This window comes from Agathobaculum sp. TL06 (assembly GCF_054658635.1).
The window spans coordinates 21,112-36,785 of the sequence record NZ_BAAGGY010000019.1; the positions used below are offsets into that span (position 1 = coordinate 21,112).

Consider the following 15,674-nt stretch of genomic DNA (forward strand, 5'->3'; position numbering starts at 1 on the left):
CTCCTTTTTTTCAGTATAGCATGCTGCAATTATTTTTACAAGATATTTTGCAAGATAAATGATCATGTAAAATGCGCGCGTATATTCACCGCTTCATTGCACTTATAATATGGAGTAAGGGAGTAAGGCGGTGAAAAAATGTTTCAAGTCAAAAAGACGGAATATGTCAACAAAACCTTTCGCATGCCGCGCGAGCTGGTGCAGGAGCTGGAATCGGTCGCGCAGCAGAAGGACGTGTCCCTCAACCAGCTCGTCACCCAATGCTGCCAATACGCGCTTGACCATCTGGATACCGATGAAACCTGAGGAGAGTTTTTATGGAGCTGATCACCGAACGTCTGACGCTGCGCCCCTTCCGTGAGGACGATACCGAGGCCCTCTACGCCTATTCCAAAGACGAGCCGGTCGGCCGGAATGCGGGCTGGAAGCCGCACGAAAGCCTGCTGGAATCGAGCGACATCCTGCACCTTGTCTTTCTTGACCAGCCGAGCGTGTGGGCGGTCGAACGCAGGGGCGACCGCCGCCTGATGGGTTCGGTGGGCCTGATTGCAGACTCCGCGCGGCAGTACGGCTCGGCCCGCTCGCTCGGCTACGCGCTCGGTGTGGATTATTGGGGGCAGGGCTATATGACCGAGGCGGTGCGGGCGGTCCTCCGCTTCGGCTTTGAGCAGATGGCGCTCGACCTGATCTCGGCCACCTGCTATCCGGACAACCCAGCCTCCCGCCGCGTGCTGGAAAAATGCGGCTTTGCATACGAGGGGACGCTGCACCGCGCGGAGCTGCTCTATAACGGCGAGATCAAGGACCACCTGCACTTTTACCTGACGCACGAAGCGGCCGCACGGGCCGGCCTGTGAACAAAAAATAATTTTCGCTTACATTTCCCCACAAAATATGCTATAATCTTATATAGAACAGCCGAGTTTTATAACGCAGAAGTGCGGAACGCTTCCGCATCGGCCATATTTGCGAGGAGGAATAAAATGTATCACACGGGCGAATTCATCGTTTACGGGACCAGCAGCGTCTGTGAGGTGACCGCGGTGGGACAGCCTGCTTTCGCCAAGGACGAGGGCCGCCTTTACTACACCCTCACGCCCGTATACGGCACGGAAACCATCTATATACCGGTCGATTCCCCGGTGTTCATGCGTCCGGTCATTTCCAGGGAGCAGGCCGAAGCGCTGATCGAATCCATCCCCGCTATTGAGGAGGATAGCTTCACCACCCACAGCCTCCGGCTGGCGAGCGAGCACTACCAGGCCGCGCTGCAGAGCCACGACTGTCATGAGCTGGTGCAGCTGATTAAGACGGTGTACGCCAAATCCCGGCGCAACGGCCGGCGCGTCAGCCAGATCGACCAGCGCTACCGCAAGCGCGCGGAAGATCTGCTGCATAGCGAACTGGCGGTCGCTCTCGGTATCCCGCTCAAGGAGGTGCAGCCCTATATCGCCCGCTCAATCGCATCGCACAAGACATGCGTTCACGCATAACAGAAACCCTGCCGCAGCCGCGGCAGGGTTTTTTCAGCGCCGCCACCGAACAGGACGGCGTTTGTTCACTTTCAGGCTTTTTTGGAGCTTGCGGATGCACCCTCTGCACACCCGTTTGCCCCTGAAATCGACGACCTCCAGCGACTCGCCGCAGAACAAGCATGCCGGCTGGAATTTGGTCAGGCGGATCTCGCCGCCCTCCACGCTGATCTGCAGCAGGTCGTCGCGCGCGATATCCATGGTCCGGCGCAGCTCCATCGGCAGTACGATCCGCCCCAGATTGTCCACTTTTCTCACAATCCCCGTGGCTTTCATATTTATCACCCAGTATCAGTATACCGCCTGCGGTTTTATCTGTCAATTATAAACATCTTTTTGATAATGCAGTATCAATTCGATTACATTACCCTATACTAAAAGGGTGATGAAAATGATAGCAACAGCCGAACGCATCAAGACGCTGCGTGAAAATTTCGGCCTGTCGCAAGCCGAGCTTGCGAGCCGCCTGGATATCACGCGCTCCAGCGTGAACGCCTGGGAAATGGGCATCAGCGTCCCCAGCACACAGTATATCGTCGAACTGGCGCAGCTTTTTGGGGTGTCGACCGATTTTATTCTCTGTGTGCCGCAAACGCAGACCATCTCCATCGACGGCCTGACGGGCGATGATATCGCCCTGGTCCACCGGCTCGTCACGCACCTCCGGCGCAAAAACCAGCGTCCCGAATGAACGCGGGACGCGGTTCTCCGTCCTCAGAGAACGAAAAAAACCGTCACTTTCGTGACGGTTTTTCACTGGTGGGGTTGGCGGGGCTCGAACCCACGACCTCTCGCGTGTGAGGCGAACGCTCTGACCAGCTGAGCTACAACCCCATTCCTCTGGCTGCCTGATTATTATACCAGAACCGAACGGGGTTTGCAAGCCTTTCTGCGGTCAAGTTTTATTGTTTTTATCCAGCCGCCCCATCAGCGCCACGATCAGGGCAATCACGATCAGCACGGTAAAAATGCCCGCCATGCCCTGCCCGAGCAGGACAACCGCCGTCCATACAGCCTCATTCATCCTTTACGCGCCCCTTTCTCACATGAAAAATCCAAGGATCACGCCGCCGGCCACAACCGAGGCGATCTGCCCTGCGACGTTCGCGCCCACCGCGTGCATCAGCAGGTGGTTGGTGCAGTCGGCCTGCATGCCGAGCTTTTCGATCACGCGCGCGGACATGGGGAAGGCCGATATGCCCGCCGCGCCAATCATGGGGTTGACCTTGTTTTTGCAGAACAGGTTGAGCACCTTGGCAAACAGCACGCCGCCGATCGAATCCAGCACGAACGCGATCAGCCCCAGGCACAGGATGAGCAGCGTTTCCTTTGTCACAAACTGCGCCGCGCGCATGGAAAACGAGATTGTGATGCCCAGCAGCAGGGTAATCAGGTTGGCCAGCTCATGCTGCGCGGTTTTGGACAGGCTCTCCAGCACGCCGCACTCGCGGATCAGGTTGCCGAACATCAAAAAGCCCACCAGCGACACGGACGCGGGCGCGACCAGTCCGGCGACGATCGACACCACGATTGGGAACAGGATGCGCGTGCGGCGGCTGACCTGACCGGCTGCGTAAGGCATTTTCATCGCGCGGTCCTTTTTTGTCGTCACCAGCTTGATCGCAAACGGCTGGATGATCGGCACCAGCGCCATATAGCTGTACGCCGCAACCGCGATCGCGCCGACATAGCGCGAGCCGAGCACCTGCGACACCAGGATCGAGGTCGGCCCGTCCGCCGCGCCGATGATACCAATGGAGGCCGCGTCGATGATGTCGAAGCCCAGCAGCGCGGCCGCGATGATGGTCAGGAAAATGCCGACCTGCGCCGCCGCGCCGAACAGGAACAGCTTGGGGTTTGCCAGCAGCGGGCCGAAGTCGATCATCGCACCGATGCCGATGAACAGCAGCAGCGGGAACGCCTCGCTCGCCTCGATACCGGCTTCAAACAGCCATTGGATGATGCCGTTTGTCTCGCCCACGCCCTGCGTCATCTGGTCGATCACGCCGGAAAGCGGCAGGTTGACCAGGATCGCGCCGAAGCCCATGGGCAGCAGCAGCGACGGCTCATACTGCTTCTCGATCGCCAGCCAGATCAGGAACCCGCCGACGCAGTACATCACCACCTGCTGCCAGGTGATCGAAAGCAGACCCTCATACAAAAATTCCATATTACCGCCCCCTATACATAATATATGGCAGAATCTCCGTTCCAGACGCCGTTTTCCGGACCCTGGGATGCCTCCAAAAAACAAACAGACCTGCGTCTTCCCACAGGAAAACGCAGGTCTGGTCATTTCAGGCAACAGCCAGAACGGGATCGCACATCCCGCCATGCTTGTTGGCGCTGCCGCGCGGCATGCCGCGCCGACTACTCCCCTTTGTTTAAGGATATCTTACCATCGGTCCCGCCGGGGTGTCAAGCGGAAACCCGCAAAGGTTTCGCTAAGGTTTATCGGGGTCAGTAGCCAAAGGCGCCGTCCTCCAGCACCCACTTGCCGTCTGCGCCGCGGTACAGGGTGAACGAGTAACCGTCGGCCTCATCGCGCCATGCGCCTTCGCCGAAGCGCGCGTCGCCTATGACGGTAATCACATTGTCGATCGTCAGGCCGTCCTGCTGCACGTTATCCTGCAGCACGCCGCCTTCCATGATGCCTTCCGACTGCGTCCGGTCGCTGGCCGCATCATAGCGCAGGTTTTCGACCGCAAACCCATTTGCCGCCGCGTAATCGCGCACGGCCTGGTACGCGGCCTCGATCTCATCCGGCGGGAACCTCGCTTCAAGGCTGCCGCGATGCTGTTCCCAGACCGCGCGCGCGATATCGTTGCCCGCAACCGCGTTTTCCACCTCCTGCGGCGACCAGCGCCACTGCAGGTCCAGCTCGTACAGGATGTTCTCGGTGTACGCGCCGTCCGACAGACTAAGGTAGTACGCCAGCTCCTCCACGGTGCAGCCGGAAAAGTCGTTTGTTTCCTTGCGCATCATATAGCTGTACGGGTCGAATTCCCAGCCCGAGCCGCCCTCCGTATCTGTATCCCACCAAATCGGCAGGTAGATAGGCTGCGCCGTATCGCCCAGCCGCACGGCCTTCATGCCGACGCGCACCTGGCCGCCGTCCGCAAAGGTATAGACCCAGCTCTCGCCCTGCCACACTGGATGCACGCGCCGGTCTCCCGCCGTGCCGCCCGACAGGCCGAGCGTCCATTCCATCGCCTGCGCCGGATCGCGCAGGGCGGTGAGCGAAGCGTTCGCCAGCAGGGCGCGCACCCGCGCTTCGCTGAACGCCGGCAGACCCAGCCCGCTGTTGTCGTACCGCAGCAGGAAGCGTTCGAGCGAATCGGTCGGCGTGGTTTCATCCAGCACCCACTCCTGTCGGGTCAGGTGATAGCCGCCCTCGTCGGAGGCTTCCAGCACCTCGACCGCGTAGTATGGGCGGTGCTGCCTGTCCCACAGCTCATACGCCACCGTCGCGCTGCCGCCGTCTATCCCGACCGTGTCGCGCTCGGTCCAGACCGTGCTGTCGTAATCCCGCGCATAGCGTGCCAGCCCATCCAGAAACGCCACACCGTTCAGATAGGTTTCCATGCGCGCCCGCCGCTGGGCTTCGTCCGGCGCATGGATGGTGAGCGAGCCGCCGTCCAACGCCCACGCGGCGCGGTCCATCTCCTGATACGCGGCCGCGATGTCCCTATCCTGCGTATCATACTGCACGTCGGACGCAAACGTCAGGTAATAGGTCAGCCCGTCGCGCTCGGCCAGCGTCTTGCCGGGTACCGGCCAGTCCTCGCCAAAGGTGGATTGCAGGTAGTCTGTCGCTTCTACGGCAAGCATCATCACCGTACCCGCCCCATACGGGTCGGAGGTCGCTTCCGGCCACGCGTTTTTCAGGCCGAACATGGCGCAGCCATCCTTCTCGGTTACATACCCCTGCCCGACAAAGCACGCCGGCAGGGTGAGGGTGTAGCCGTAGACGTCGTTCACATAAGCGGTGGAGTCGATCGTGCGGCTGGCTTCCGCCGCGCCGTCCGCTATGCGGAATACGAACGCGGCGGTATGCGCCGTTCCGTCCGCCGCCGTGTAGGACACGGTGACGCCGCGGTACACATCAGCCGGCTGCGTCGAGGACAGCGCCTCCGCCGTGATATGTTTCACGGGATAGCTGTACGACATGCTGGCCGCGCCGCCCTTATAGGAAAAGCGGTCCGTTTCGGTCACCCGCTCGTCGTACTGGCGCGCACCGTCCTCACGGACGACCGCGTCCGCAATCGTGATCTCGCCAGCCGGCGCGGGGTCGAACAAAAGCTCGATGGTGTCGCCCGCCCGCAGCAGCGGGATGCTGCCCGCGGCGTTGCGCACCGCCTGCTCGGTGGTCTCGCCCACGGGCAGGCTCACCCCGCCCGCCGTGGCGGCAAAGCCCCCGTCCAGCGGTTCCGCCAGCCCGACCGGCAGCCAATAAGCGCCGGTTTTCTCCATGCGCACGTCCACGGACGGGCTGCCGTCTGCGAAGTGCAGGCGCACGACCGCCTGCGCGCCGCTTTCGGACACGATCTCCTGCGTGAACCAGCTTTCGCGCGTGATCCGGTGTACATTGCCTTCGACATGCTCGACATTTTCACCGAAGTAGCCGAACACGGCCTCGACCGCGTCGCCCACGCGCGTCAGCGTGTCGAGCGACGCGCCGTTAAAGTTCCCCGCGCCCTCAGGGATGGCCGGCCACGGCAGGCCGGAAGCATAGTACAGGCGGAAGAGCTCGCTCTGGGTATAGCCCGCGTCCTGCCCTGCCAGCTGCTCCTGTATGAACGACAGGTATTCGTCACACTGCTGCATTTCGGAAATGACCCTGCGGCCGTTTTCCTCACCGGCGGTAATCGCAATCGCGGAGCGGCAATCGATCGCGCCGCCGCCGTGCAGCTGGAACACCGCCACCCAGGTATTCTCCGCGTTGCCGGGCGTCAGCGCATACTCTGTGACCGTGGGCGACGAGCCGCCGTATCTGGAATACCAGATTTCTCCCATATCCGGCGTAGACGATGCGGCAAGATCCTGCTGCTGCCGCACGAGCGCCTGCTGCTCCTCCTCGGACAGCACCGGATACAGCGGCCACACGGACTTATAAAACACCGCCCGCGCATATTGCTGCGCAAGGTCGGCGGCGGTGCGGGCGTTTTCCCCGTCGCCGTAGGTGTAGTCCTGCGGCTGGCCGGCCGCCATGATGATGCTGAGCTGTTCGCCATCATCAAAGGTGTGCCGCACCTCGGTCAGGTCGTTTTTGCCGTCGTTGGTCACGTCCCAGCGGCGGACGATCTCCGTGCTGCCGCCGGACAGCCGCAAAATCTCCCTGCACCGCTCCGCAGCGTCGTCCGATGCCGTCCCAGTGTTTTCCGGCAGGCCGAGGTCGTTTTCGTACAGCAGCCGGAAGTCGTCCAGACTGTCTATATTATCCCCCACCATCAATAGTGTTTCTACGTTATCTATGACTACCTTTTGGTTTTCTCTGACAAACCGCAGTCTAACCGCTTCACGGGCCGGTGTCCCTGGCGTTATGCCATATGCCTGTTCTCCCCGTTCATCTGCGCTGTCTCTTTCCCTGATCATCAGACAGGTTTGCGTATCCTGCTCAAATACCAATGCGTATTTTATGATCGGCCACCAAGATGTATTAATTGCCCACGGGTCGGAACTGTCAGAGTCCAGAATATTTTCTGTGTTCGTTTCTTCGCCCAGGCCGCTTGACGCTTTTACTTTTTCCGAGAAAACTTCATACGCACGGTGTCCATCGTTTGTAAGCAGCGCCTGCCCGTATTCATTGGCGGCCGCCATTATCTCGTCCTCGGTCACCCTATCGCCGGCATTCCCTACCGACACCGCGCAGCCGAGCGAGGCGACCAGCACCGCCGCGGCCACGATGAGCGCCGCGCCGCGCTTTTTTGCGCGCTTGTCGAACAGCCCTTCAAAGCGGCGCATGAGCGTCTCCTTATCCCCCGTGAAGCACGACACCAGCGCCCGCCGCCGCACCTGCGCCTGCGCGGACCGCAGGATGGTTTCCCCGTAAGCGCGGCGCTGGCCCCCGTCCATGCCGCGCACCACCGCGTCGTCGCACGCCAGCTCGATATCCTCCTGCGCGAAGCGGGTCAGCAGGCGCACCAGCGGATTGAACCAGTGTACCGACCGCGCCGCCACCAGCAGCAGCTTGAGCCACAGGTCACGGCGCTTGTAATGCGTCAGCTCGTGCCGGAAGATAAACATGGCGTCCTGCGCGGGCAGGTCCTCCCGCGGCAGCCACAGCACCGGCTCGGCAAAGCCCGCGAGCATCGGGCAGTCCGCCGCGCCGCTCACCCGCAGCGGAATGGCGCGGCGGATGCCGAGCGAGCGCTTCTGCTCCTCGAAAATACCGCGCAGCGCCTCGCTCTGCACCTCCGCGGACGTTTCTTTCAGGCGCCGGATATAGCGGCGGTATCCCCGCGTCTGCCAGAACACGTTGTACAGCACACCGGTCAGCCAGAACAACAGCAGGACATTATCCACATGAATAGCATTCATCCACGGTCCGTTCACATTGACCGCCCTGCTTTCAAATTCATTTTTGGTCATCCATGTGCCACGCGGGCGTTCTGCTTGCGCCTGCCCCGCCTGCAATGTGCCATCCGCCGCATCCGTATTCCACCGATATGTGACATACAGCGTCCTCTCGGGCGGCGTGAGCTGTATGGGCGGGTCGGGCAGCGTGAGCTGCACCGGAAAGAGCAGCCGCACCGCCAGCAGCGCCCAGATCACGCAGACCGCCCGCGCCGGATAGCGTTTTTTCAGCGTCCTGCGCAGCAAAAACAGCGCGAGCGCAACCGCCGACACCGTCAGGCCGGCCTGCGTCAGCCCCAGCAGCAATTCATTCTGTGCCATATCCTACCCCTCCTGTCCTTACCGCCCCTGCGCGTCCAGAAAGGCGCGCAGCTCGTCGATATCCCGCTCGGTCAGCGCGCCCGCGTCCGACAGGCTCGCCACCAGATTTTTCACCGAGCCGCCGCACAGGCGCTGCACAAAGCTGCGGCTCTCCCGCTGGAGGTACGCCTCCTCCCGAACGAGCGGCGTATAATAGTTCTGCCGCCCCTGCTTTTCGCACCGCAGGAAGCCCTTTTCGCACAGTCGGGCGAGGAAGGTCAGCACGCTGGTCGCTTTCCACTCCTTGGGCGCGTTCTGCTGTACCTCGGCCGCGGTCACCGGCGGCTGGAGCGCCCAGATCGTTTGCATGACCTCCAGCTCCGCATCCGGCAGGCGTTTGATTTCGTCCATGGTTCCACCTCTTTTTCTACGGTTGTAAAACCTTTTTCCAGTTTCATTCTACATCAGTAGAATTATCCTGTCAAGTCATACTTTGTTTACAGTTTGGAACATTGACAGCCCTCCGGTTTTACGGTATGCTAATAGTGTCCCGATAGGGACAAAAGCCATATTTTTACGGATCAAGGAGCAGTATCATGCGTAAATCGACAGCGCTTGGCTTTGCGCTCTGCGGCACCCTGCTGGTCATTCTCCTGTTCATCGCGGGGCGCATGCTGTACATCAAATTTTATCACCAGTCCTTTACTGATATCGCGGGCAAGGGCGTGCAGGCATCGCTCATGCTGAGCGAAAACGACACCTCGCTCCCCGTGGTGACGGATGAAAAACAGATCGCTTCCTATACCGACCTGCTCGGCGGCTACACCTATACGCCCTATCCGCATTTTTTCCAGCCCGGCGATGATAAGCTGACCGCCAACCGCCTGACCGTCACCTTTGAAAACGGCAGCTCGATCAGCGTCAACGCGGACGGCTTTGTGTTTGTGGACGGCAAGCTGCGCGACATCGAGGGGGGCCGCGGGCAGGAATTTTATCACAAGCTGTATATCCTGTTTTATCCGAACGCGACATAGGAAGAGGGGTGCGGGATGAAAAAGGCGGTATGCCTCCTGCTGGCGCTGCTGGGTACGGCCGCGCTGCTGGCTGGCTGCGCGCAGTCCGTTTCGGTCGGCGTGATCGGCAGCGCGGACGGCCCAACGCAGATCATTGTTTCCGGCCCGCGCGCGGAATAGGCCGGAAACCGGACGGCCCTTTTTCCGGAACGGGCCTGCATTTTTCATATTTGGGGGAATGGACAAGATGAGGGAGCTGCTACTGGACGCGGAGACCCTGTATACGCGCGCGCAGGCGCATGACGCGCTGGCAAAGGCGTTCGGGTTTCCGGCCGATTACGGGCGCACGCTGGATGCGCTTTACGACCTGCTGACCGCCTGCCCGCCCGCGCGGCTGACGCTGCGGCACGCGGAAAAGCTGGTTGACAACATGGGGAACTACGGCGAGCTGCTGCTGCGCGTCCTGGCGGACGCGGCGGCGGAGAACCCGTCGTTCGTGCTTTCGGCCGAATAAAAACAGCGTCCGGACCAATAGGTCCGGACGCTGTTTTCACAGTCGCCTGCCGTTGTATTTCTGCGCGGCGGCGGCGCAGCCCTCCGCAATGATGCAGGCCGCGGCCTCCACCGCGTCCGCGCAGGCCTTGTCGACGGCCTTCTGCTCGTCCGCGGTGAACCTGCCCAGCACCCAGGCCGCCAGGTCGTAATCCGGATGCGGCTTTTTGCCCACGCCGATCTTGACGCGCGGGAAATCCTCGCTGCCCAGGTGGTAGATGATGTTCTTCAGCCCGTTCTGCCCGCCCGCAGAGCCTTTCGCGCGCACGCGCAGCGTACCCACGTCGAGCGATACGTCGTCCGACAGCACGATGATGCGTTCGGGCGGTATTTTGTAAAACGCCGCCGCGTCGCGCACCGCCTCGCCGGACAGGTTCATGAACGTCTGCGGCTTCATCAGCAGCACGCGGCTGCCGCCGAGCGCGGCCTCGCCCACCAGCGCCTTGAACTTCATGCGGTCGATCCTCTGTCCGCTGCGCGCGCACCAGCCTTCGAGCGCGCGGAAGCCCGCGTTATGCCGCGTGTTGTCATATTTGCTGCCCGGGTTGCCCAGGCCGACGACCAGCCATTCCACCGGCCCCGCCGCCTGCGCGGCCTTCTGCTCGTCCAGCTTTTTGAAAATATCGAATACTGACATGGTCCCTCTCCAAACAAAACGCCTCCCCCGACGGGAGGCGTCTGCTGTTTTTTTATTCTACCGACAGGATATAATAGTACACCGGCTGTCCGCCGTCGATGACCGAAATCTCCATATCCTTGTTCTCGCGGCGCAGCAGCGCCTCCACCTCGGCGGCCTGCTCCGCGCTGACGCCCTCGCCGTAGATCACGGTCGCGAACGCGCTGTCGTCGGTCACCATCTCGCGCACCAGCTTTTTGAGCACCGCGCTTTCGCGGCCGCTTGCGCACAGCCTGCCTTCGCACAGGGACAGGTACTCGCCCTGTTTGATTTTCTTTCCGTCGAACTCGCTGTCGCGCGCGGCGTAGGTCACCTGTCCGCTGCGCACCTGCGCCGCCGCGTCGGCCATCGCCGCCGCGAGGCCGCTGTCCTGCTCGCTGTCCAGGTCGGCGGCGAGCATCGCGGAAATCCCCTGCGGGATGGTTCGGGTCGGCACGACCACCAGCTTTTTGCCCTCCGCCAGGTGCGCGGCCTGCTCCGCCGCCATGATGATGTTTTTATTGTTGGGCAGCACGAACACGGTTTCCGCCGGCACCGCGTCCACCGCGCGCACGATATCATCGGTCGAGGGGTTCATGGTCTGGCCGCCCTGCACGACCATGTCCACGCCCAGGTCGGTGAACACATTTTTCAGGCCGTCGCCCGCCGCGACCGCGACAAAGCCGTACTTTTTCTCCGGCGGGGCGATCACGCGCTCGGCCGGCGCGTCCGCCGTACCCTCGATCACCTTGGCGGTGTGCTGCTCGCGCATGTTCTCGATTTTGACCGTGAGCAGCGGGCCGAATTTCAGCCCCTCCTCCAGCGCCCTGTTCGGCTGGTCGGTATGCACATGCACCTTAACGATGTCGTCGTCCTCCACCACGACCAGCGAATCGCCGATATCGCTCAGGATCGCGCGCAGGCGGCCGACATTGCGGGCCTTGTCTTTGCGCGCGGCAATGAACTCGGTGCAGTAGGTGAACGTGATCTCCTCGTCCGCAATGGCGGCAAAGTCCGCGGCGGCCTTTGCCGCCGGCTGTGCGGCCGCGCGCTCCTTGCGGACGCCGCGCAGCCCGTCCAGCATGCCCTCCAGGATGGTCAGGAAGCCGAACGCGCCCGCGTCCACCACGCCCGCCTTTTCCAGCACGGGGTTCTGGTGTACGGTTTCCGCAAGCGCCTCCCGCCCGCGTTCGAGCACCGCGCAAAGCACCTGCTCCGCGGGCAGCGCCGGATCGGCCTGACAGGCCTCGACCGCGTGCTGGGCGGATACGCGCGACACGGTCAGGATCGTCCCCTCGGCCGGCTTCATGACCGCCTTGTAGGCGGTGTCCACGCCCTCGCGCAGCGCGAGCGCCAGCGCGCGCCCGTCCGCCTGCTCCGCCTCGCGCAGCTTTTTCGCCATGCCGCGGAACAGCAGCGACAGGATAACGCCCGAATTGCCGCGCGCGCCGCGCAGCAGCGCGGAGGCGGCCGTGTCCGCGGCCTTTGCCAGCGTCGGCTCTTCCAGTTTGTCCAGCTCGGTCATGGCGGACGCCATGGTCATGGACATATTGGTGCCTGTATCGCCGTCCGGCACGGGGAACACGTTCAGCTCATTGGCGCGCTCCTTGTTTTCCGCAATGGCGAGCGCGCCCTCGATCACCATGGATTTGAAAAGCGCGCCGTCTATTTTCTGATCTGCCATATGCATACTCTCCCTAATCTCTGTTTTCAGGCCGCGTCCGCGCGCCGCGAACGGCGGCGGCATGGGATACGGGGGCCTGCAGCCCCTGTCCATCAGTCCGCGCGGATGCTCTCCACATAAACGTCCACGTTCTTTACGTCCACACCGGTCAGGCGCTCCACATGGTAGCGCACCTCGCCGATGATCGAGCGGCACACGGTCGCAATGTTCACCCCGTGTTCCACCGCGATGTGCAGGTCGATATTGACGCCGCCGTCCGGCGCCTCGGCCACCTTGACGCCGCGGGACTGGTTCTCCCGTCCGAGCAGGTGCGCCAGCCCGTCCGACATCGAGCGGATGGTCATGCCCTTCACCCCAAAGCAGGAGGAAGCCGCATAACCCGCGATGCCGGCCAGCACTTCGTTTGTGATTTCGATATATCCGAGATCAGTCTTGATCGTCATAGAAAACCCTCCCTGTGATTGGTTGGCTGTCTGGTTACTTACCCTATATTTTATATCAAATGCCCTATAAATACAAGCAAAATGCGGAAAGCATGTCATGAATCTATAAATTTCCGGTAACAATAGAAACAAATGTTTGCTTTTCCCGCCATAATACGGTATAATGAAGAAAATGCGAACGTATGTTCCTTTCAGGCAAGGTGTGAAGGAGTGCAGACCCCATGAAAAAAATTTCCCCAAAACAGCAGCGCATCCTCGATTATATCAGCGAATTCTCCCTGGAGCACGGCTACCCGCCCTCCGTGCGCGAGATCTGCGCTGAAATGGACCTGCGTTCCCCCTCGACCGTACACGCGCATCTGAAAAAGCTGCAGGAGGCGGGCTATCTTGAGCCGAGCGACCATAAATCCCGCGCGCTGACGCCGGTCAGCGGCCCGTCCATGGTGCCGCGCGTCCCCATCCTCGGGCGGGTAACGGCCGGCCTGCCCATCCTCGCGGTGGAGGAGCATATCGGATACGTCCCGTTCGAGCCGGCGGCGGGCGGCGGGGAGTACTATGCCCTGCGCATCCGCGGCGATTCCATGACCGGCGCCGGCATCCTGGACGGCGACCTCGTGATCGTCCGGCAGGACGCGCAGGCGCGCAGCGGCGATATCGTCATCGCCCTGCTGGAGGACGAGGCCACCTGCAAAACGCTGAACCTCACGCCGGACGGCGTATGGCTGATGCCGGAAAATCCGGCCTACCCGCCGATCAACGGTACGGGCTGCCAGATCCTCGGCGTGGTCAAAGCGGTCTATCGGGAATATTAAGGAGCGACGCCTATGCCGGCACTGGACGACAGCATCCAATTCGTCAAGGGCATCGGCCCGAAAAAGGCGAAGCTGTTTGAAAAACTGCATATCCGCACCCTGCGCGACGCGCTCGAAACCTATCCGCGCGACTATGAGGACCGCACCCGCATCACCCGCATCGCGGATATCGGCGCGGAGGACAAGTACGCCGTCCGCGCGGTCGTGGGTACCGAGCCCAAGCTCAGCCGCATCCGCAAGGGGCTGACGCTGGTCAAATGCACGATTTTCGACGAGTCCGGCTCGCTGCACGTCACCTGGTTCAATAACCCCTATGCCGCCGCGCTGGTGCGCGCGGGGCAGGAATATGTGTTTTACGGCCGCGTGCAGGGCTTTGGCCGCGCGCGGACGCTCGTTTCGCCCCAGACCGAGAAGGTCGCGCCGGACGCGGACCACCCGGGCCGCATCGTGCCGGTTTACCCGCTGACCGCGGGGCTGACCCAGCGCGACCTGGAGCGCGTGACCGAAGCCGCGCTCGCCGCCGTGCCGGGCGACTGGCCCGACCCGCTGCCCGAGGTGCTGCGCGCCAAATACCGTCTGCCGGACGCGGCCGACGCGCTGGCCGCCATCCACCGCCCGCAGACAGCGGACGAGGTTGCCGAGGCGCGCCGCCGCATGGTGTTCGAGGAGCTGTTCCTGCTGTGCTGCGGCCTGCAGCAGCTCAAGGAGCGCCGCCGCGCCGATTCCGGCATCCTTTTCGCGCAGGACGGGCTGGACGCCTATCTGAACGCGCTGCCCTTCGCCCCCACGGGCGCGCAGCGCCGCGCGATCGGGGAGATCGCGGCGGACTGCGCCTCCGGCCGGCCGATGAACCGGCTGGTGCAGGGCGACGTCGGCTCGGGCAAGACGGTCGTGGCGGCGGCGCTGTGCGCGCTGGCCGCGCAGAACGGCTGGCAGGCCGCTTTCATGGCGCCGACCGAAATCCTCGCCGCCCAGCACGCGGAAACGCTCGCCCCCCTGCTGGGCCGGCTGGGCATTTCCTGCACCCTGCTCACCGGCTCGATGACCGCGGCGCAAAAGCGGTCCGCGCTCGCCGCAATCGAAACCGGCGCGGCGCAGGTCGTGGTCGGCACACACGCGCTCATCCAGCAGGGCGTTGCCTTTCACCGGCTGGGCGCGGTCATTGCGGACGAGCAGCACCGCTTCGGCGTGGCGCAGCGCGCCGCGCTTTCGGCCAAGGGGGAAACGCCGCATGTGCTGGTCATGTCGGCCACGCCCATCCCGCGCACGCTCGCGCTCATCCTGTACGGCGACCTGGACGTTTCCGTGCTGGACGAGCTGCCGCCCGGCCGCAGTCCGGTCGAGACCTACGCGGTGGGGGAAGCTATGCGCCGGCGCATCACCGCCTTTATCGACAAGCAGATCGCGGCGGGCGGGCAGGCCTACGTCGTCTGCCCGCTGGTTGAGGAGGGCGAATTAAACCTCAAAAGCGCGGAGCAGCACGCGAAGGACCTGCAGGCCGCCTTGCCGCACCGCCGCGTCGCCGTGCTGCACGGCCGCATGAAAAACGCGGACAAGGAGCGGGTGATGCGCGATTTCGCCGCGCGGCAGTATGATATTCTGGTCGCCACGACCGTGATCGAGGTCGGCGTGGACGTGCCGAACGCCAACCTGATGGTGGTGGAGGACGCGGACCGCTTCGGCCTGTCCCAGCTCCACCAGCTGCGCGGGCGGGTCGGGCGCGGCGCGCGGCAGTCCTACTGCGTGTTTTTCGGCGCGGACAAGGGCGAAGCCGCCCGCGAGCGCCTGAAGATCCTGTGCCGGACCGGCGACGGGTTCGAGATCGCGCGCGCCGACCTCGCCCAGCGCGGCCCGGGCGACTTTTTCGGCCGCCGCCAGCACGGCCTGCCCGCGCTGCATGTGGCCGACCTGGCCGCCGACCTCGCGCTCATGCAGTCCGCCCGCGAGGAGGCCGAGGCCATCCTGGCCGCCGACCCGCGGCTGGCGGGCTATCCGGCCCTGTGCGCGCGCGTGCAGCGCATGTTCGCCGCGCGGGACGACGAGGCGTTCAACTGAAGGGGATAAAAAGGGCGGGAGCCGCTGCGGCTCCCGCCCTTTTTTTGTTTAT

General features: G+C 62.8%; 17 protein-coding genes and 1 tRNA gene. 9 read left to right on the top strand and 9 right to left on the bottom strand.

Annotated features, from left to right (window positions below; genetic code table 11):
- The first annotated feature begins 138 nt into the window (after nucleotides 1–138).
- The 3 genes from ACYQ3S_RS11740 to ACYQ3S_RS11750 all read left to right on the top strand — a co-directional run bounded on the left by ACYQ3S_RS11740 (nucleotide 139) and on the right by ACYQ3S_RS11750 (nucleotide 1,493).
- A complete protein-coding gene (locus tag ACYQ3S_RS11740) occupies nucleotides 139–306 on the top strand; it encodes a hypothetical protein (protein ID WP_162838363.1) in 168 nt (55 codons plus the stop codon).
- 11 nt (nucleotides 307–317) lie between these two features.
- Nucleotides 318–857 (top strand): GNAT family N-acetyltransferase, encoded by a 540-nt coding sequence (locus ACYQ3S_RS11745; protein WP_107631488.1) that lies wholly within the window; start codon nucleotides 318–320, stop codon nucleotides 855–857.
- A 126-nt stretch (nucleotides 858–983) separates the two neighbouring features.
- Nucleotides 984–1,493 carry a CarD family transcriptional regulator gene (locus tag ACYQ3S_RS11750; RefSeq protein WP_459689321.1) on the top strand — a complete coding sequence of 170 codons (510 nt, stop codon included), beginning with the start codon at nucleotides 984–986 and terminating at the stop codon, nucleotides 1,491–1,493.
- 33 nt (nucleotides 1,494–1,526) lie between these two features.
- Here ACYQ3S_RS11750 and ACYQ3S_RS11755 read toward each other — a convergent pair whose 3' ends face one another.
- The gene (locus tag ACYQ3S_RS11755) at nucleotides 1,527–1,808 is read right to left on the bottom strand and encodes an AbrB/MazE/SpoVT family DNA-binding domain-containing protein (protein WP_459689323.1); all 282 of its coding nucleotides are present in this window, start codon (nucleotides 1,806–1,808) and stop codon (nucleotides 1,527–1,529) included.
- Nucleotides 1,809–1,923: 115 nt separating this feature from the next.
- On the opposite strand from ACYQ3S_RS11755, the gene ACYQ3S_RS11760 reads away from it, so the two are divergent.
- The gene (locus ACYQ3S_RS11760; protein WP_459689324.1) at nucleotides 1,924–2,223 is read left to right on the top strand and encodes a helix-turn-helix domain-containing protein; all 300 of its coding nucleotides are present in this window, start codon (nucleotides 1,924–1,926) and stop codon (nucleotides 2,221–2,223) included.
- 66 nt (nucleotides 2,224–2,289) lie between these two features.
- Here ACYQ3S_RS11760 and ACYQ3S_RS11765 read toward each other — a convergent pair.
- The 5 genes from ACYQ3S_RS11765 to ACYQ3S_RS11785 all read right to left on the bottom strand — a co-directional run bounded on the left by ACYQ3S_RS11765 (nucleotide 2,290) and on the right by ACYQ3S_RS11785 (nucleotide 8,819).
- Nucleotides 2,290–2,366, bottom strand: a tRNA-Val gene (locus tag ACYQ3S_RS11765).
- A gap of 61 nt (nucleotides 2,367–2,427) precedes the next feature.
- Complete coding sequence (locus tag ACYQ3S_RS11770; RefSeq protein ID WP_459689326.1) at nucleotides 2,428–2,556, bottom strand: hypothetical protein; 129 nt, start codon at nucleotides 2,554–2,556, stop codon at nucleotides 2,428–2,430.
- A gap of 18 nt (nucleotides 2,557–2,574) precedes the next feature.
- Nucleotides 2,575–3,702 (bottom strand): sodium ion-translocating decarboxylase subunit beta, encoded by a 1,128-nt coding sequence (locus ACYQ3S_RS11775; RefSeq protein ID WP_459689328.1) that lies wholly within the window; start codon nucleotides 3,700–3,702, stop codon nucleotides 2,575–2,577.
- A gap of 290 nt (nucleotides 3,703–3,992) precedes the next feature.
- A complete protein-coding gene (locus ACYQ3S_RS11780; RefSeq protein ID WP_459689329.1) occupies nucleotides 3,993–8,429 on the bottom strand; it encodes a M56 family metallopeptidase in 4,437 nt (1,478 codons plus the stop codon).
- Nucleotides 8,430–8,447: 18 nt separating this feature from the next.
- Nucleotides 8,448–8,819, bottom strand: coding sequence for a BlaI/MecI/CopY family transcriptional regulator (locus ACYQ3S_RS11785; protein ID WP_459689331.1), 372 nt, complete (start codon nucleotides 8,817–8,819; stop codon nucleotides 8,448–8,450).
- Nucleotides 8,820–9,004: 185 nt separating this feature from the next.
- On the opposite strand from ACYQ3S_RS11785, the gene ACYQ3S_RS11790 reads away from it, so the two are divergent.
- The 3 genes from ACYQ3S_RS11790 to ACYQ3S_RS11800 all read left to right on the top strand — a co-directional run bounded on the left by ACYQ3S_RS11790 (nucleotide 9,005) and on the right by ACYQ3S_RS11800 (nucleotide 9,935).
- Nucleotides 9,005–9,442, top strand: coding sequence for a hypothetical protein (locus ACYQ3S_RS11790; RefSeq protein ID WP_459689333.1), 438 nt, complete (start codon nucleotides 9,005–9,007; stop codon nucleotides 9,440–9,442).
- Nucleotides 9,443–9,457: 15 nt separating this feature from the next.
- Entirely contained in the window at nucleotides 9,458–9,601 is a 144-nt protein-coding gene (locus ACYQ3S_RS11795; protein ID WP_459689335.1) for a hypothetical protein, read from the top strand.
- A gap of 67 nt (nucleotides 9,602–9,668) precedes the next feature.
- Nucleotides 9,669–9,935 carry a barstar family protein gene (locus ACYQ3S_RS11800; RefSeq protein WP_054327378.1) on the top strand — a complete coding sequence of 89 codons (267 nt, stop codon included), beginning with the start codon at nucleotides 9,669–9,671 and terminating at the stop codon, nucleotides 9,933–9,935.
- A 36-nt stretch (nucleotides 9,936–9,971) separates the two neighbouring features.
- Here the strand turns inward: ACYQ3S_RS11800 and pth are convergent, their stop codons facing one another.
- From pth to ACYQ3S_RS11815, 3 genes are all read right to left on the bottom strand, one after another.
- Nucleotides 9,972–10,610 (bottom strand): aminoacyl-tRNA hydrolase, encoded by a 639-nt coding sequence (pth, locus tag ACYQ3S_RS11805; RefSeq protein WP_459689337.1) that lies wholly within the window; start codon nucleotides 10,608–10,610, stop codon nucleotides 9,972–9,974.
- Nucleotides 10,611–10,662: 52 nt separating this feature from the next.
- Nucleotides 10,663–12,312: a DAK2 domain-containing protein gene (locus tag ACYQ3S_RS11810; protein ID WP_459689339.1), complete on the bottom strand. Its 1,650-nt coding sequence runs from the start codon at nucleotides 12,310–12,312 to the stop codon at nucleotides 10,663–10,665.
- 92 nt (nucleotides 12,313–12,404) lie between these two features.
- The gene (locus ACYQ3S_RS11815) at nucleotides 12,405–12,755 is read right to left on the bottom strand and encodes an Asp23/Gls24 family envelope stress response protein (protein ID WP_459689340.1); all 351 of its coding nucleotides are present in this window, start codon (nucleotides 12,753–12,755) and stop codon (nucleotides 12,405–12,407) included.
- 221 nt (nucleotides 12,756–12,976) lie between these two features.
- Here ACYQ3S_RS11815 and lexA point away from each other — a divergent pair, with 221 nt between their 5' ends.
- A complete protein-coding gene (gene lexA / locus ACYQ3S_RS11820) occupies nucleotides 12,977–13,567 on the top strand; it encodes a transcriptional repressor LexA (protein ID WP_459689342.1) in 591 nt (196 codons plus the stop codon).
- A gap of 12 nt (nucleotides 13,568–13,579) precedes the next feature.
- A complete protein-coding gene (gene recG, locus ACYQ3S_RS11825; RefSeq protein ID WP_459689343.1) occupies nucleotides 13,580–15,622 on the top strand; it encodes an ATP-dependent DNA helicase RecG in 2,043 nt (680 codons plus the stop codon).
- Nucleotides 15,623–15,674 lie beyond the last annotated feature (52 nt).

Coding starts and splice junctions, on each gene's coding strand:
- ACYQ3S_RS11740 (WP_162838363.1), top strand. CDS start 139: ATGTTTCAAGTCAAAAAGACGGAATATGTCAACAAAACCTTTCGCATG.
- ACYQ3S_RS11745 (WP_107631488.1), top strand. CDS start 318: ATGGAGCTGATCACCGAACGTCTGACGCTGCGCCCCTTCCGTGAGGAC.
- ACYQ3S_RS11750 (WP_459689321.1), top strand. CDS start 984: ATGTATCACACGGGCGAATTCATCGTTTACGGGACCAGCAGCGTCTGT.
- ACYQ3S_RS11755 (WP_459689323.1), bottom strand. CDS start 1,808: ATGAAAGCCACGGGGATTGTGAGAAAAGTGGACAATCTGGGGCGGATC.
- ACYQ3S_RS11760 (WP_459689324.1), top strand. CDS start 1,924: ATGATAGCAACAGCCGAACGCATCAAGACGCTGCGTGAAAATTTCGGC.
- ACYQ3S_RS11770 (WP_459689326.1), bottom strand. CDS start 2,556: ATGAATGAGGCTGTATGGACGGCGGTTGTCCTGCTCGGGCAGGGCATG.
- ACYQ3S_RS11775 (WP_459689328.1), bottom strand. CDS start 3,702: ATGGAATTTTTGTATGAGGGTCTGCTTTCGATCACCTGGCAGCAGGTG.
- ACYQ3S_RS11780 (WP_459689329.1), bottom strand. CDS start 8,429: ATGGCACAGAATGAATTGCTGCTGGGGCTGACGCAGGCCGGCCTGACG.
- ACYQ3S_RS11785 (WP_459689331.1), bottom strand. CDS start 8,819: ATGGACGAAATCAAACGCCTGCCGGATGCGGAGCTGGAGGTCATGCAA.
- ACYQ3S_RS11790 (WP_459689333.1), top strand. CDS start 9,005: ATGCGTAAATCGACAGCGCTTGGCTTTGCGCTCTGCGGCACCCTGCTG.
- ACYQ3S_RS11795 (WP_459689335.1), top strand. CDS start 9,458: ATGAAAAAGGCGGTATGCCTCCTGCTGGCGCTGCTGGGTACGGCCGCG.
- ACYQ3S_RS11800 (WP_054327378.1), top strand. CDS start 9,669: ATGAGGGAGCTGCTACTGGACGCGGAGACCCTGTATACGCGCGCGCAG.
- pth (WP_459689337.1), bottom strand. CDS start 10,610: ATGTCAGTATTCGATATTTTCAAAAAGCTGGACGAGCAGAAGGCCGCG.
- ACYQ3S_RS11810 (WP_459689339.1), bottom strand. CDS start 12,312: ATGGCAGATCAGAAAATAGACGGCGCGCTTTTCAAATCCATGGTGATC.
- ACYQ3S_RS11815 (WP_459689340.1), bottom strand. CDS start 12,755: ATGACGATCAAGACTGATCTCGGATATATCGAAATCACAAACGAAGTG.
- lexA (WP_459689342.1), top strand. CDS start 12,977: ATGAAAAAAATTTCCCCAAAACAGCAGCGCATCCTCGATTATATCAGC.
- recG (WP_459689343.1), top strand. CDS start 13,580: ATGCCGGCACTGGACGACAGCATCCAATTCGTCAAGGGCATCGGCCCG.